The sequence below is a fragment of the Roseiarcus sp. genome, assembly GCF_052145395.1.
Classification (GTDB): Bacteria; Pseudomonadota; Alphaproteobacteria; order Rhizobiales; family Beijerinckiaceae; genus Roseiarcus.
Window position 1 is genome coordinate 1 of the sequence record NZ_JBKQOT010000077.1, and the last position, 16,036, is coordinate 16,036.

9 protein-coding genes are annotated in these 16,036 nt (G+C 66.4%); 2 read left to right on the forward strand and 7 right to left on the reverse strand.

Going from position 1 to position 16,036, the window contains the following annotated elements; genetic code table 11:
• A partial coding sequence (locus tag ACLP25_RS02605; protein ID WP_442467680.1) for a S1C family serine protease occupies positions 1 to 896 on the reverse strand: 896 nt, incomplete at its 3' end.
• A 583-nt stretch (positions 897 to 1,479) separates the two neighbouring features.
• On the opposite strand from ACLP25_RS02605, the gene ACLP25_RS02610 reads away from it, so the two are divergent.
• Positions 1,480 to 2,079 carry a cold-shock protein gene (locus ACLP25_RS02610; protein WP_442467681.1) on the forward strand — a complete coding sequence of 200 codons (600 nt, stop codon included), beginning with the start codon at positions 1,480 to 1,482 and terminating at the stop codon, positions 2,077 to 2,079.
• Between the two features lie 72 nt (positions 2,080 to 2,151).
• Here ACLP25_RS02610 and glgX read toward each other — a convergent pair whose 3' ends face one another.
• From glgX to ACLP25_RS02640, 6 genes are all read right to left on the reverse strand, one after another.
• A complete protein-coding gene (gene glgX / locus ACLP25_RS02615) occupies positions 2,152 to 6,309 on the reverse strand; it encodes a glycogen debranching protein GlgX (RefSeq protein WP_442467682.1) in 4,158 nt (1,385 codons plus the stop codon).
• Positions 6,306 to 7,760 carry a glycogen synthase GlgA gene (glgA, locus tag ACLP25_RS02620; RefSeq protein ID WP_442467683.1) on the reverse strand — a complete coding sequence of 485 codons (1,455 nt, stop codon included), beginning with the start codon at positions 7,758 to 7,760 and terminating at the stop codon, positions 6,306 to 6,308. The genes glgX and glgA overlap by 4 nt, the downstream gene beginning before the upstream one ends.
• Entirely contained in the window at positions 7,760 to 9,013 is a 1,254-nt protein-coding gene (glgC, locus tag ACLP25_RS02625; RefSeq protein ID WP_442467688.1) for a glucose-1-phosphate adenylyltransferase, read from the reverse strand. The genes glgA and glgC overlap by 1 nt, the downstream gene beginning before the upstream one ends.
• Before the next feature lie 40 nt (positions 9,014 to 9,053).
• A complete protein-coding gene (gene glgB, locus ACLP25_RS02630; protein ID WP_442467684.1) occupies positions 9,054 to 11,267 on the reverse strand; it encodes a 1,4-alpha-glucan branching protein GlgB in 2,214 nt (737 codons plus the stop codon).
• A 21-nt stretch (positions 11,268 to 11,288) separates the two neighbouring features.
• Entirely contained in the window at positions 11,289 to 13,775 is a 2,487-nt protein-coding gene (locus ACLP25_RS02635; RefSeq protein WP_442467685.1) for a glycogen/starch/alpha-glucan phosphorylase, read from the reverse strand.
• Positions 13,776 to 13,916: 141 nt separating this feature from the next.
• Positions 13,917 to 14,561, reverse strand: a complete 645-nt coding sequence (locus tag ACLP25_RS02640; RefSeq protein ID WP_442467686.1) for a hypothetical protein — start codon at positions 14,559 to 14,561, stop codon at positions 13,917 to 13,919.
• A gap of 435 nt (positions 14,562 to 14,996) precedes the next feature.
• Between ACLP25_RS02640 and coxB the strand changes: the two genes are divergently transcribed.
• The gene (coxB, locus tag ACLP25_RS02645; protein ID WP_442467687.1) at positions 14,997 to 15,854 is read left to right on the forward strand and encodes a cytochrome c oxidase subunit II; all 858 of its coding nucleotides are present in this window, start codon (positions 14,997 to 14,999) and stop codon (positions 15,852 to 15,854) included.
• Positions 15,855 to 16,036: the final 182 nt, after the last annotated feature.

Sequence of the window (16,036 nt, forward strand, 5' to 3'; positions counted from 1 at the left end):
CTCGTCACCCTCTTGCCGTCAAGTCCGATGACCAGGTCGCCAGAGAGGAGGCCCGCGTGAGCGGCCGGGCCCGCCTGATCGACGGCCATCAGACGCGCGCCGGTCGCCTGATCGAGGCCGAGCCGGAGCGCGATCCGCCTGGGGATCTCGGCCGAAGCTGCGCTGACGCCGATATAGGCTCGTCGCACCCGGCCGTGGCGGGCGATCTCGCCGGCGACGAAATTGGCAGTGTTGGAGGCGACGGCGAAGCAGATGCCCTGCGCGCCCATGATGACGGCGGTATTGATACCCACGACCTCGCCGGCCGAGGATACAAGCGGGCCGCCGGAATTGCCCGGATTGAGCGCCGCGTCGGTCTGGACCACGTCGTCGATCATCCGCCCGGTGCGCGACTGCAGGGAGCGGCCGAGCGCCGAGATGACGCCGGCCGTCACGGTCGCGTCGAAGCCGAGCGGGTTGCCGATCGCTATGGCGATTTGACCGCGCCTCAGCTTCGCGCTGTCTCCGAGCCGAGTCGCAGGCAGCGACACGTCCGCCTCGACGCGCAGAAGCGCCAGATCGGTGTCCGGGTCGTCGCCGAGCACGCGAGCCTGCAACTCGCGTCCCTCGAGCGTGATGAGCGAAACGACCCGCGCGCCCTGCACGACATGGGAATTCGTGAGCGCGAGCCCGTCGGACGACACGATCACGCCGGAGCCGGAGCCGGCGTTGCGGCCGGCGCGCTTGACGTCGATCCGCACCACGCTCGGGCCGACACGCTCCACCACGTCGGTGACGACGCGGGAATATTCGTCGAGCGCTGCGGCGTCGTTGACGGATTTGGTTCCCGGCCCCTGCGACGCGCTTTCGGCGTCGAGGGTGAAAGCCGCGTGGAGCGGCTGAAGTGGTTCGAACATGGGGGCGCATATGGGGAGCCCGCCACGGCCGCGCAAGCGATGGATTCCCACGGCCATTCCGAGGCTTCGCGCCGCGCCTACGTAGTTTCCCTAATTGCGCGCCCGGACGCTGTTTGGAATTCTCGCTCGGACGAAAGGGGGTCAGGTTGGTCGGTGGGCGTAACGCTCACAGGAAGCCTGGCACGCCGATAGGGACGAGGTGGTCCGTCGCCTGCGGCGCTAAAGGGGTTTGTTGGCGATGGCTGCGTGCGAACAAAGTCCGTTCGCCGGCATGTCGACAGCTCGTTTCGCCTTTGCGTTGCGCGGTTCAGTTGACGACGGCGCTGATGGCGTACTCGACTCGATTCCCGGTTTCCGGGCTCCGAAAATCAGTCGTGGCCGAAGCTGCGCCGCCGGCTGGCGGGCCACACTTGGAAGGCTGCTCCGCCTGCCTCAGGATTCCGCCGCCATGCGGCGGAACGGAGGGTCGCCGTGACCGCGGCGGCTCATTCTGGGAACGCATCGGTCGAAGAGTTTGATGGCCATGAACAAGGGTAGAGATTTTTGGACGCCGCGCAGGCATGGGTTCGACGACGATGGTCCGATGCCGTACGAGACAAGGCGCGACCCGTCGCGTGGTCGCGGCAGGCCCGACAACGGGGTTGACGATTCTTTCGCCGCCGGCGGCGCTGCGACTCAAATCAGCCAGCCCACGGTTGAAGCGACAGTGAAGTGGTTCAAGGACGACAAGGGATTCGGGTTCGTCGAATTGGAGAACGGGCAGGGCGACGCCTTCCTGCACGCGACTGCGCTGCATTCGGCCGGACATGACACCGTTCCGCCCGGCGCGAAGATGCGCGTCGTGGTGACGGCGGGCGCCAAAGGGCCGCAAGTGTCTCGGGTCATGTCGGTCGACATGTCGACCGCCGTCGAGCGTCCCCGACGTTCGCCTGATGCGCCCCGGACGCCGCGCCGCGCTCCTCCCGACCCCTCGGCCGGCACCCAGCTCGAGGGGAAGGTGAAGTGGTTCAATGAGACGAAGGGGTTTGGCTTCGTCGCCGTCGACGATGGCGGCAAGGACATCTTCGTCCATATCTCGGCGCTCAATGCGGCCGGCATCGCCCACCTCAATGAGGGACAGCCCGTCAACATGAGGGTCGTTGACACTCCGCGCGGTCGAGAGGCGATCTCCATCAGCCTGTGACCGCGGAGCGGCCGCTCGATCCTTCCGGCTCGGGCGGCGTCCGTTAGCGTCGCGCGGCGCTTGATCGCGTGTCTATGCGCGCCCTTTGCCCCCGCGTCCTCTTTCCAGCGCGGCGAGGATTGCGGCGGCGCGAGGCCCGGCGAAGAGAGACGCGACGTCGCCGCTCGTCTTGATGCGCCAGTTCGGTCGTTCGCGGTCGGTGCCCGGCAGGTTGGTGGCGACCGCATCGCCTGCCAGGTCGTCGCACTGCGCGCTCGCGAGCAGCGAGCCGGCGGAGCCGATGAAGGCGTGGACCGCCGCAGCCATATTATCGTCGAGCGGGGCGTCCTCGGCGGGAGCGACGTCCATCAGACCAGCCGCGAAGAGCGCGCCGACGAGGCTGCGTTTTTCCGTCCGCCGAGCCGCGATGGCTTCGCCAGCTTGGCCGAGCGACATGAGGCCGAGCGACAGCCACTCGGCGATGTCTGCGCCCCGCCACCAGCCGGCGAGGGTCGCCAGATCGTGCGTCGCGACGCAGGCGACCGAAAGCGGCGGATACACGGCCGGCGGGGCGAAATCTGCGCCACGGCGCTCGAACCAGAGCACGCGCATGCCGAAAATGCTGGCCCGGGACATGCGGCTCCGGAATCCCTCGGCGACCGTGCCCAGGTCCTCTCCGATCACCATGCACTTCGCCCTCTGGCTTTCGAGCGCGATATGGCCGACGAGCTCGTCGAGCGGATAGGCGAGGTATGCGCCGTCGGCCGGCGCGGCGCCCTCCGGAATCAGGAACAGGCGCTGCAGACCCATCGCGTGGTCGATGCGCAGCATGCCGGCGTGCCGCATGTTGGCGGCGTAAAGCGCGCTGAGATCCTTCCAGCCCTGGCGCGCGCCGGTGAGCGGGTTGGGCGCAGGCAGGTCCCAGTTCTGGCCGTGCACGGAGAACGGATCGGGAGGCGCCCCGACGGTCGCGCCGCGCGTCAGCCCGCCGCCGTGCGCCCAGGCCTCGGCGCCATCGGGAGCCGAGCCGACCGCTAGATCGCGGTAGAAGCCGAGCTCGAGTCCGCTCTGGCGCGCGCGTTCGGCCGCGCGGGCGAGCTGCCGGTCGGCGAGCCATTGGCAAAAGAGCGCGAAATCGAAGCCCTCCGGGTCCTTGTCGATCGCAGCCGCAAGCGCGCTTGGGTCCCATTCGCGCAGTCCCTCGGACCACAGGCGCCAATTTTCCCCCGCCTCTCCCGCCGCGATCGCCTGAAAGGCGGCGAAACGGCGCAACGTTTCTCCGCCTCGGGTGACGAAGGCGCGAAAGTCGGCGACCAGAGCCTCGCGGGGCTGTGCGGCGGCGACGCGCGCAAAGGCGGCGTGAAGCGTCCCGAGCGCCGTGCGCTTGATCCGCCAGACCTCCGGATAATCGACCAGCCGGGTTGTTGAGGCAGCGGCGGCGGCCGGAGCGAGCGCCTTCAGCGCCGATTCGGCGGCGGCGTCGCGCGGCAGTTCGGCGTCGAAGGCGTCGATCAGAATCGGATCGAGGAAGCGCCGATCCGAAGGGTAGTACGGGCTCGCCCGCTCGCGGTCGCGCGGGAACAACATGTGCATTGGGCTGACGCCGAGATAGGCCGCTCCTGCGCCGCCAGCGCGCTCGCCGGCAAGCGCGAGGGTCGTGAAGTCGCCGATTCCCTGATCGCCGCCGCGCCGCAAGGCGTAGAGCTGGGCCGTGACGCCGAACCGTTTGTTTAGGCCGCCCTCCGGCCGGTAGCACTTGGGCGGCGCCACTGTCAGCGCGCAGTCGACGCCGTCGACGACGAATCGATGACGGCCGACTGAGAGTTCGGGCAGGGCGATGATCCGCTCGACGACGGTCCGTCCATCGGCGAGCGCGCGCCGGACTCCGTCGCCTGCCGGGGTCCGCCATTCAATCACGCGTCCGTCCTCGGTCTCGATGCGCGCGTCGCACGCGCCCGCCGCGTCACGCAGGGGCGCGACGGGCGCCTCGCCCCGCCGTATGAGCAGGGACGGGGGAACTCGGCGGCGGCGCGTCTCGTCGATTACGCTTTTCAGACTGTCGCGCGCGTCCGTCTCGCTCGAGGCCGCAAGCCCGAGCGCGGTCAAGAGCGCAATCTTGCTTTGCGGCGAGACGATCGTTCGCTTTCCGCCGATGTCCGACCAGTCGGCGGCAATGCCGACAGCGTTGGCGAGCGCGTCGATGGAATCAGCGCTCGGCGGGCCGCCGCGCAGTCCGCGAGGCGCGGCGCCCTCGGCGAGAATGAGGCAGCCTCGGGCTGCGAGCCGGCAACGGTCAGCGACGGCGAGCGGCCGGTCGGGCTCGTCGGGAACCTCCGTATCGATGATCTTCCGCCACTGCATGCCCGTGCGCGGGGCCGGGACCCGGAGATCGACGTCCGCCTCGGAGCGATTCATTGCGACGGCGACGCGGTCGACGCCGCCCTCCTGCGGCGCGGCGAAGATCGCAACGAGCACGGGTCCGGCCGGATCGTTCCAACCCGACTGCGACATCGGCCCTTCGGCGTCGCGCCATTCAACATCCGGCAGGCCGCTTGCGTCGAATGGCTTGCCGGTGAGAAAGGCGTTGCGCGAGAGAGCGGGATGAACTCGGCGGATACGGATAAGGCGGCTGACGAACCGGGTGAGCGCGGCGTCGGCGCTCCGCCAATGAATCGCCGTCGAGGCGTTGTCCTGGGCGTAAGCATTGTTGTTGCCGCCCTGGCTGAAGCCGAGCTCCGACCCCATCGCCATCATCGGCGTTCCGCGCGCGGCGAACATGAGGGTCAGGAGATTGCGCTGATCGCGCGTCCGGGCGGCGAGCACAGCCGGATCGCCGGTTGGGCCTTCGACGCCATGGTTCCAGGAATAATTGGCGTCCGCGCCGTCCCGGTTGTGCTCGCCGTTGGCCTCGTTGTGCTTGCGTTCGTAGGCGACGAGGTCGGCGAGGGTGAAGCCGTCGTGGGCGACGATGAAATTGACGCTCTTCGACGGCGTGACGCCGCCGATGCCGAATGCGTCCTGCGAGCCGGCGAGCCGGGTCGCGACCTCGCCGCGCAGTCCAGCGTCTCCGCGCCAGAAGCGCCGCGCCGCGTCGCGAAAGCGGTCGTTCCATTCGGCCCAGGCAGGACCAAAATGACCGAGTTGGTAGCCGCCGGGTCCGATATCCCACGGCTCGGCGATCAGCCGCGCTTCTCTCACGACCGGATCTTCAGCCAGTGCCTGGAAAAAAAGCGCGTGAGGGTCGAAGCCGTTTGGACCGCGACCGAGCGAAGTCGCCAGATCGAAGCGGAACCCGTCGATCCCGCCGTAAACCATCCATCGCCTCAGTGCGCCGATCGCCATGTCGACGACGAGCGGGCGGTCGAGCGCCATGCAGTTGCCGGTGCCGGCGTCGTTGACGTACAGCGCCGGGTTCGAGGGATCGAGACGGAAAAACGTCGCGTTGTCGAGACCGCGGAACGACAGCGTCGGGCCGAACTGGTCGCTCTCGCCGTTATGGTTGAACACGACGTCGAGAATCGCCTCCATTCCGGCCGCATGCAGGGCGTCGGTCGCGGCGCGCACCTCGGCCCAGCCGCCAGGGGCGAGGCGCGGATCCGGCGCGCCGAACACGACCGCGTTGTAGCCCCAGGCGTTGGCGAGCCCGAGCGGCGGCAGGTGACGCTCGTCGACGAAGACGTCCGACGGCATGATCTCGACCGCGGTCACGCCGAGCGCAGCGAGATGATCGATCGACGCGGAATGGGCGAGGCCGGCGAAGGTTCCACGCGCGCCTTCGGGCACAGCCGGGTTCAGGCGGGAGAAGCCGCGCAGGTTGAGTTCGTAAATGACGAGCGCCTCGGGCGCGACGCGCTTCCGGCCTGGCTCGCCCGCCGGCGGCGCGCCCGCAATCGCCTTCGGCGCGTGCGGACCGCTATCTTCGCCGAAGGTGAACATCGAGGGATGGAGGCGGAACGGACGGTCGAACGCGTAGGCGTAGGGGTCCGCAAGCAACTTCGATGCGTCGAAGCGATGGCCGCGCGCCGGGTCGAACGGGCCCTGAACCCGAAAGCCGTAGCGTGCGCCGGCGGAAAGCCCGGGCGCTAAGCCGCGAAAGATCCTGTCCGCGCCGCGCGCCATCGGGATCCGGGAAATTTCGCGGTCGTGGTCAAACAGGCAGAGCGAAACGCCATCGGCGTTTGGCAGATCGAGCGCGGCCTCGAGGCCGCGCGGCGAGGCGACGACGCCGAGGTTGGCTGCAGCCTTGCTCATGCGGCGGTTCGCGCGATGGCGCGAAAAAGCTCGGCGTAGCGTTTTGCCGGGCCTCGCCAGGATACGTCCGCCCGCATCCCGTTGAGCCGCAGGCGCCGCATCGCCGCGGGATCGTGGTGGAGGGAGAACGCCCGGTCGATCGCGTCGCTGAGCGCCTCGACCGATGGCGGAGCGAACTGCACGCCCGTCGCCACGCCAGCCGCAAGCGCCGCCTCGTTGGAATCGATCACCGTGTCGTTGAGCCCTCCGACGCGCGAGACGATCGGCGTCGCGCCGTAGCGCAACGCGTAAAGCTCCGTCAGCCCGCAGGGCTCGAACCGCGACGGGAGCAAAATGAAATCGGCTCCGGACTGGAAAAGATGGGCGAGCTTCTCGTCGTAGCCGAAGACGCAGCTCACCGACCCCGGGCGGCTCGCCGCGGCGTCGGCGAACCCCGACTCCAGCCAGCGCTCGCCCGAACCCAAGAGCGCGAGCTGTCCCCTTCGGTCGACGATCCGGGGCAGGGCGTGCAGCAGCAGGTCGAGGCCCTTCTGGCCCGAAAGGCGGGACACAACGGCGAACAGCGGACGGTCGACACTGAGGGCTAGTCCGAGCCTCTTTTGCAGCGCGGCCTTGTTGCGTCCGCGCATGTCGATGCGGAGCGGATTGTAGGTCTGTTCCAGCGCCGGATCGGTCGACGGGTTCCAGACCGCCTCGTCGATGCCATTGAGGATGCCGTATACCGCCGCCGCGCGCGTGCGCAGAAGGCCGTCTAGACCCATGCCGAACTCGCGCGTCTGGATCTCGCGGGCGTAGGTCGGCGACACGGTGGTAATGACGTCCGCGAGCGCCAATCCTGCCTTCAGGTAGCCGACCCCTCCGTAATATTCGACACCGTCGACTGTGAACGCCGCGTCGGGCAAGCCGAGCTCCCAGAATATGGATGCGGGGAAATGGCCCTGAAAGGCGAGGTTGTGAATCGTGATGAGCGAACCCGGCGCAGGCCGACCGGAATAGCGGAGGTAGGCCGGAACGAGACCGGCCTGCCAATCGTGGGCGTGAACCACATGCGGCCGGAACGCCTCGAGCTCGCCGAGCCCGATGTCGGCCCCGACCCGCGCCAGCGCGGCGAAGCGACGCGCATTGTCCGGCCAGTCCGTACCGTCGGGCCCGAGGTAGGGATTGCCCGGACGGTCGAAAAGATGTGGCGCCTCAAGGGCGAAAATATCGAGCTCACCGGTGCGGCCGGCGATCACCCGCGCCGGCGCGCCGAACAGGTCGGCGTATTCGTGCACGGTTTCCGCGTCGCCGAGCTTCTGCTTGACCGCGGGATAGGCGGGGACCAGCGTCCGCATGTCCACGTCCTCGCGCACCAGCGCGCCGGGGAGGGCCCCGGCGACATCGGCGAGGCCGCCCGTCTTGACCAGCGGGAAAATTTCCGAGGCGACGGAAAGGACCTTCAGACCGCTCATCACTTAAGTTTTTCGATCATCGGGCCGGTGATCAGGGTGACGCCGCTCTCCGTGCGCCGGAAGCGCTTGGCGTCGAGTTCCGGATCCTCGCCGACGACGAGGCCGTCAGGGATGTGCACCTCGCTGTCGATCACCGCCTTGGTCAGCCGGACGTGCCGCCCGATCTGCGCGTAAGGCAGCATGACCGTCTCGTGGATCGTGGAGTAGGAAGGGACGTGCACGCCGGTGAAGACCCGCGACCGGCTGATCGAGGCGCCCGAGACGATGCATCCCCCGGAAAGCAGCGACTGGATCGCGAGGCCGCGACGGCCGTCAACGTCGTGAACGAACTTGGCCGGTGGCGTGATCTCGCCGTAGGTCCAGATCGGCCAGGCGCGGTCGTAGAGGTCGAGGTCGGGCACCACGTCGGTGAGGTCGATGTTGGCTTCCCAGTAAGCGTCCACGGTGCCAACGTCGCGCCAGTAGTGCTTGGCCTCCTCGGTGGAGCGGACGCAGGACTGGGAGAAGTGGTGTGCGACGGCCTTGCCGTTCTTGACGATGTAGGGAATGATGTCCTTGCCGAAATCGTGGGCGGAGCCGGGATCGGCCGCGTCCTGTTTCAGAAGGTCGATCAGGAACGACGTCTCGAACACATAGATGCCCATGCTGGCGAGCGCCACATCCGGCTTGCCGGGCATATGCGGCGGGTTTTTCGGCTTCTCGAGGAACTCGATGATCGTGTTGTCGTCGTCGACATGCATGACGCCGAAGCCCTTCGCCTCCTCGAGTGAGGCTTCGAGGCACCCGACCGTCACGTCCGCCCCCGAGTCGACGTGCTGCTGCAGCATCTTCTCGTAGTCCATCTTGTAGACGTGGTCGCCGGCCAGAATGACCATAAACTGGGGATTGTAGCTCTCGATGATATCGATGTTCTGATAGACCGCGTCGGCAGTGCCGAGATACCACATCGTCTCGCTGACGCGCTGAGAGGCGGGGAGAATGTCGAAACTTTCGTTTCGTTCCGGCCTGAGAAAGTTCCACCCGCGCTGCAGGTGACGGATGAGACTGTGGGCTTTGTACTGCGTCGCCACGGCGATGCGACGGATGCCGGAATTGAGCGCGTTGGAGAGGGCGAAGTCGATGATGCGCGACTTGCCGGCGAAGTAGACGGCAGGCTTGGCGCGCCGGTCGGTCAGCTCCATCAGCCGGCTGCCGCGTCCCCCGGCAAGGACGTAGGCCATCGCGTGACGGGAGTAGGGCGCTGCCAGCCCCATCTCCTTGGCGGTGCGTGTCCTGGGCATTTAAGGATTCTCCTCAGGCTGGGGCCTGCTCTTCGCCTGGCGGCGTGAAGACGAGGTACAGGGTGGCGAGCGGCGGCAGAACCAGCGTCGCCGAGCAGGGGAAGCCGTGAGAGGGTCTCGCCTCGGCGACGACGCCGCCGAAGTTGCCCAGGTTCGATCCGCCGTAGACCGCCGCGTCGCTGTTGAGCAACTCGCGCCAGTGACCTTGGTAAGGCAGGCCGACGCGGTAGTTTATCCGCGGCTCCGGCGTGAAGTTGCACACCACCGCCACCGGCGGGTCGCTTTGCGCGCCGCGTCGCAGGAAGGCGAGCACCGACTGTTGGTCGTCGTTGACGACGATCCACCGGAAGCCCTCCGGCTCGCAATCGCGCGAATAAAGCGCCGGCGTCTCGCGATAGATGTGGTTGAGGTCGCGGATGAGCGCCTGAACGCCTTGGTGCGGCCAGTGGTCGAGCAACCACCACGGGAGTGACTCCGCGGAGTTCCACTCCATCGTTTGGCCGAACTCCTGGCCCATGAACAGGAGCTTTTTGCCCGGGTGCCCCCACATGAAGCCATAGAAGGCGCGAACGTTGGCGAAACGCTGCCAATCGTCGCCGGGCATCTTGTAGACCATTGAGCCTTTGCCGTGGACGACCTCGTCGTGGGAGATCGGCAGGACGAAATTCTCGCTGAAAGCGTAGAGGAGCCCGAACGTCATCTTGTCGTGGCTCCAGCGGCGATAGATTGGATCGTGCGACATGTATTCGAGCGTGTCGTTCATCCAGCCCATGTTCCACTTGAAGCCGAAACCGAGCCCTCCGTGATCGGTCGGCGCCGACACGCCCGGAAAGGCGGTCGATTCCTCGGCGATGGTGATCGCGCCGGGAAAGCCTCCATAGACGAGTTCGTTGGCGTGGCGGAGGAAGGCGATCGCCTCGCGGTTCTCCCTACTGCCGTCGGCGTTGGGCAGCCACTCGCCCTCGCGGCGCGAATAGTCGAGGTAGAGCATTGACGCGACGGCGTCGACGCGCAGCCCGTCGATATGGAAGCGATCGACCCAATAGAGGGCGTTGCAATAGAGGAAGTTGGCGACCTCGTGCCGGCCAAAATTGTAGATCGCCGTGTTCCAGTCCGGATGGAAGCCCTTGCGCGGATCGGCGTGTTCGTAAAGGGCGGTGCCGTCGAAGCGCGCGAGCCCGTGCTCGTCGGTCGGGAAATGCGCTGGCGCCCAGTCGAGGATCACGCCGAGGCCGGCGGCGTGCGCCTTGTCGACGAAGCGAGCGAAGCCCGCCGGCTCTCCGTGGCGCCGAGTCGGAGCGAACAGCCCGATCGGCTGATAGCCCCAGGATTCGTCGAGCGGGTGCTCGCTGATCGGCATCAGCTCGATGGCGGTGTAGCCCATGTCGGCGACGTAAGGAATGAGTTGATGCGCGAGCTCGTCGTAAGACAGGAAACCGCCATCGTAACCCCGCTTCCACGATCCAAGATGGACCTCGTAGATCGCCATCGGTTTGCGACGCGGCTCGCCCTCGGAGCGCTTGGCCATGTATTCAGCGTCTGTCCAGACGAAGTCGGCGCTGTCTGCGACCACCGACGCGGTCGAGGGCCTGAGCTCCGCCTCGAAGCCGAACGGATCAGCCTTCAGCGGCAATAGAACTCCGTCAGGCCCGGTAAGCTCGTATTTGTAGACGGTTCCGGCCCCGATGTGGGGAACGAAGATCTCCCACAGACCGCTGTCGTAGCGCTTGCGCATCTGGCAGCGTCGCCCGTCCCAGTGGTTGAAATCGCCGACTACCGATGCGCGCATCGCATTGGGCGCCCAGAGCGCGAACAGTACGCCATCTACGCCCTCGTGCGTGGTGAGCTGCGCCCCGAGCCGGCGGTAGAGCTGCCGGTGCGAACCCTCGCGCAGAAGATAGTCGTCCAGCGGCCCGAGCGCGGGACCGAAAGCGTAGGAGTCGATGTACGACGAGGTACCATGCACAGATTCGACTTCGACGCGGTAACTGGGCCGCTCAGTGGCCGACGGGATCAGCGCCTCGAAGAAGTCGCCCTTGCGCCGAGGCAGGTCGGCCAGGAGCTCACCCTTGCGGGTGAGTGCGCGCACCCGCACCGCATCCGGCGCAAACACGCGTATGACCCACCCCTCGCTCGTCAAGTGCGGCCCAAGCACTGCGAAAGGGTCGCCGCAACGCGCCGCATGGATCGCCTCGACGTCGGCGTCCCGCGCTCTCCAAACCTCCATTTTCACCCTCCCGGCACCCCTTCAGCTCAACGGCTTGAATGGCGCTTTCCAAATTTCTTTCGCGTATTCAGAGATCGTGCGGTCGGACGAGAACCAGCCGACGTTCGCCGTATTGAGGATGCTCGAGCGCATCCAGCGGCCGCGATCCCGCCAAGCCTCGTCGACCCGCTTTTGCGTCTCCCAGTAGGCGTCGAAATCGGCGCACAACATGAAATAGTCGTGATGCCTGAGCGTATCGGCCAGGCCGCGATAGCGCCCGGCGTCGTCGGTGGAGAAAACGCCCGAAGCGATCTCGTCGAGCGCCTCCCGCAGCGCCGGCGAGGCGGCGACGCGCGCCGACGCGTCGATGCCCTGAGCGCGCGCGGCCTCGACCTCGGATGCGGTCAGACCGAAAATGAAGATATTGTCGTTTCCGACCAGGTCGCGCAGCTCGACGTTGGCGCCGTCGAGCGTCCCGATTGTCAGCGCGCCGTTCAGCGCCATCTTCATATTGCCCGTGCCCGAGGCCTCCATCCCGGCCGTCGAGATCTGCTCGGAGAGGTCGACCGCCGGAATGATCGTCTCGGCGAGCGATACGTTGTAATTCGGCAGGAACACCACTTTCAGCAGCCCCCGCACCGTCGGATCGGAGTTGACGACGCGGGCGACGTCGATGGCGAGCTTGATGATGAGCTTGGCTTGCGTGTAGCTCGCGGCCGCCTTACCAGCAAAAATCTTGACCCTCGGCGCGAATTCGATTGTCGGATTGGCGCGGATGGCGTTGTAGCGCGCGACCGTCTCCAGGATGTTGAGAAGCTGTCGCTTGTATTCGTGGATGCGCTTGATCTGGACGTCGAACATCGACTCGGGATCGATGCGCTGGCCGAGTTGCACCGCGACGTGGCGGGCGAGTGCGACCTTGGCCGCGCGCCGCGCCGCGGCGACCGCGTCCTGCATGGCCGCATCGTCGGCGAAGGCGGCAAAAGCTTTCAGCGCCTCGGCGTTGTCCAGCGCACGCTCGCCGACCGCGGAGCGGATGATCCGTGCGAGGCCGGGATTGCACTCGATCAGCCAGCGGCGAAACGTGATCCCGTTCGTTTTATTGACGATGCGGCCGGGATAAACGGTGTTGAGGTTATGGAACACGGTTTTGCGCATCAGGTCGGTGTGAAGGCCAGACACGCCATTGATCTTGTGCGAGCCGATGTAGGCGAGGTTGCCCATGCGCACGCGCCGGCCCGCATGCTCGTCAATGAGCGAAATCGACGCGAGCATGCCGGAATCCATAAAGCCGCGACGGCGCGCGTTGTCGAGATGAGCAGCGTTGATCAGATAAATGATCTGCATGTGGCGCGGCAGCAGCCGCTCCATCAGGGGCACCGGCCAGCTCTCGAGCGCCTCGGGCAGAAGCGTATGATTGGTGTAGGAGAAGGTCGCCAGTGTGACCGGCCAGGCTTCGTCCCATTCGAGGCCGTTCAGGTCGACGAGAATGCGCATGAGTTCGGCGACGGCGATGGCCGGATGGGTGTCGTTGAGCTGGATCGCCGCGTGCTCGCCAAGCGTGCGGACGTCGCCATGCTGCTTGATGTGGCGGCGGACGAGATCGAGCAGGGAGGCGGAGGCGAAGAAGTATTCCTGCCTCAGGCGCAGTTCCTGGCCGGCCGGCGTCGCATCGCTCGGATAGAGCACCTTGGATATCGCTTCGGCGCGCACCGCATCCGAAAGAGCGCCGACGAAGTCGCCGGCGTTGAAGGCGTCGAGCTTGAATGGATCGGGCGCGCGCGCCGACCACAGGCGCAGGGTGTTGACGTGCTTGCCGCGCCAACCGACGATCGGGGTGTCGTAGCCAACCGCCTCGACCGTTTCGGCCGGGTGCCAGATGTGCCGAGTGCGCTCGTCGTCGCCGTGGACCATCTCGACCCAGCCGCCGAAGCCAATCGCGTAATTGTATTCGAGGCGCTCGAACTCCCAAGGATTGCCGTTGGTCAGCCAGTCTTCGGGAGTCTCCTGCTGCCACCCTCCCCGGATGATCTGCCGGAACAGGCCATTGTCGTATCGGATGCCGTAGCCGTGCGCGGCGATCTGGAGGGTCGCCATGCTGTCCATGAAACAGGCGGCGAGACGGCCAAGGCCGCCGTTGCCGAGCGCCGCATCCGGCTCGATCCGCCGGAGCTCGGTCAGATTGACGCCGAGTTCCTGCAGCGCCTCCGCCATCGGCTCGGCGACTCCGAGATTGGTCATGGCGTCAAACAGCAACCGGCCGATCAGGAATTCGAGCGAGAGGTAATAAACGCGTTTGCGGCCGTCGGCGTACACCTCGGCAGTCGACCGCAGCCATCGGTCGACGATCAGATCGCGAGTGGCGAAGGCGACGGCGAGAAACCAGTCGCGCGGGCTCGCGACCTCGGGGATTTTGCCAACCGAATAGGTCAGCTTAGCCAGCACGGCGGCCTTGAGCTCCGCCGGGCTGGGGCGCCGCTCGACGTCGACTTGCACAGCCTCTGCGCTCGTTGTGGGACGATCATCCATCAAGCCTCGCTCTCGAGCGCAAGATCCCTAAGTTCGGGCTTCGGCGCGCTCCCCCAGGCGACTTGTAACACGCTTACGACGCTCGGCAATCCGAGCGTACGGCGTCCGAAAGGCCTACTGCGGAGGTTCACGGCCTTCTCCTCAATGCGCCTGATCGGCGGCGGCCTTGGCGTCGCGGATCTGCTGCTGGAGGGAATTGAGCTCGGCGGTCGCCGCGTTGATCTGGCCCTGCAACGTCTCCAATTGCTTTTGCGCAGCGCCGTCCTGGTTCTGTGCGTCGGCCAAGGCGGCCCGCGCAGCGTCCGTCTGGCCCTGCAGCCGGGTCTGATCGCCCGCGAGCGCCTGATTCTGGCTTTGCAGACCGGCGAGCCGGTCGCTTTCCTCCTTGAGCCGGGCGTCGACCGACTGGAGGTCGCGCGTTTTTGCGCTGGCCTCCTCCTGCGCCCCAGAAATGGCGAGCTTGGCGTCGTTGATCTGCTTGGTGAGGTCTGCCAATTCGTTTTGCGCCGAGGCGCGCGCGGCCGACGCCTCGGACAACGCCTTCTCCGCCTCGGTGGCCTGAACCTTGAGATCGGCTGCGGTTCCGGCGGCCTTCTGCAGGTTCTGAAGATCGGCCGCCAGGGCCTCCCGCGCCTTTTCCGCAGCATGCAAGGCGTCGGCCATGTCGCTCTCCGTCCGCGAGGCCTCCGACCACAAGTAGGCGACGAGCAGCCACCCGATGATCGCGAGACCGGAAAGCGCGAGCGTGACAGGCCGCCGAAACTCCTCCCCCGCTCTCGACGCCATGAAGACACTCCTCGGGCCGCCCGGTTTGATGGGACAACGTCAGCGGTTCGACAACCGTTCCCGATATAGATCGCACCCAGCGCCATCCGCCAGCGGTAAAATCGACGCAGGTGGTTTCTGCCAGGAATTCAGGATAGCAATGCGCGCCGACCCGCGCTTATGAGGCCGGCGCCGAGCTGACGCCGGGGAGCGGCGCCGGCCGTCTGCCGTCCGTGCGCCGGACGACGCCGAGTCAGGCCGCGTGCCGCGCGTACACGGCCGGGCCGTGGCGAGCGGCAAAAAAAAGCCCCGCCATCGCTTGCGAAATTTGGCAATCCGGTTGTCAATCTTCCATTGTGCGGTGTACTGTTGCACCCAATCAAGAACACGCTGGTGGGCGATCGGTCTGTGTGAGGCGCGCGACGCGTCGTTGTAGGGGCATGCGGGAGGCAGTTGGTGAGGAAAAGCGCATCGATTCCGTTTCGCACGGCGGTTGTGGCGTCCGCCGTCATGACGGCGGCAAGCCCCGGCCGGGCGGCGCTGATCGGGGCGCCGGAGCATGGCCAGGTCGGCTTCCTGCCGGCCAACAGTCCCATCGCCACGGACATCCAGTGGCTGCACAACGCGATCCTGATGCCGATCATCGTCGGCATTTCGCTGCTTGTGCTGGCGCTGCTGGCGGTGGTCGTGTTCCGCTTCAACGAAAAGGCGAATCCGGTCCCTTCGCGAACGACTCACAACGGTCCGCTTGAGATCGCGTGGACGGTGCTGCCTGTGATCGTGCTCGTCGTCATCGCGGTTCCCTCCTTCCGTCTGCTGACGGACCAACTCGTCATCCCCGAGCCCGACCTCACAATCAAGGCGACGGCCTCGCAGTGGCACTGGAACTATGGTTACCCCAAAGCAGCCGGGGGCTTCTCCTATGATTCGCTCATCAAGGAAGACAAGGACCTCAAGCCGGGCGACATCCGACTCCTGTCGGTCGACAACGCCGCCTACGTCCCGGTCGGAAAGGTCGTCGAGGTCGACGTCGTGTCGCAGGACGTCATCCACTCGTTCTCCGTCCCCTCGTTCGGCGTGAAGATCGACGCGGTTCCCGGCCGGCTGAACAAGGCGTGGTTCAAGGCTGAGCAGGAAGGCGTCTTCTATGGCCAATGCTCGAACATCTGCGGCATCGATCATGCCTTCATGCCGATCGAATTCCATGTCGTGAGCCAGCAGGCCTACGACGCTTGGCTCGAACAGGCGAAAAAGGCCTTCGCGTCGGCGGACGGCGTCGACCTTGCCACGGCGGCGCCGAACGGGCGTCCGTGACGGTCAGCGTCGTCGCCTCATCGAACCCAATTTGAACAGGACCAGAGACCCATGGCGTCTGTCACCAGTTACGCGGATCACGAGGGCTCAATTGCATGACGCATTTCCTGTGGTCGCTGCCCTATCCCAACAAGGACCTGTCGATCGTCCGCGCGCCGGACCCGCTGATCGTCGGCTCGACC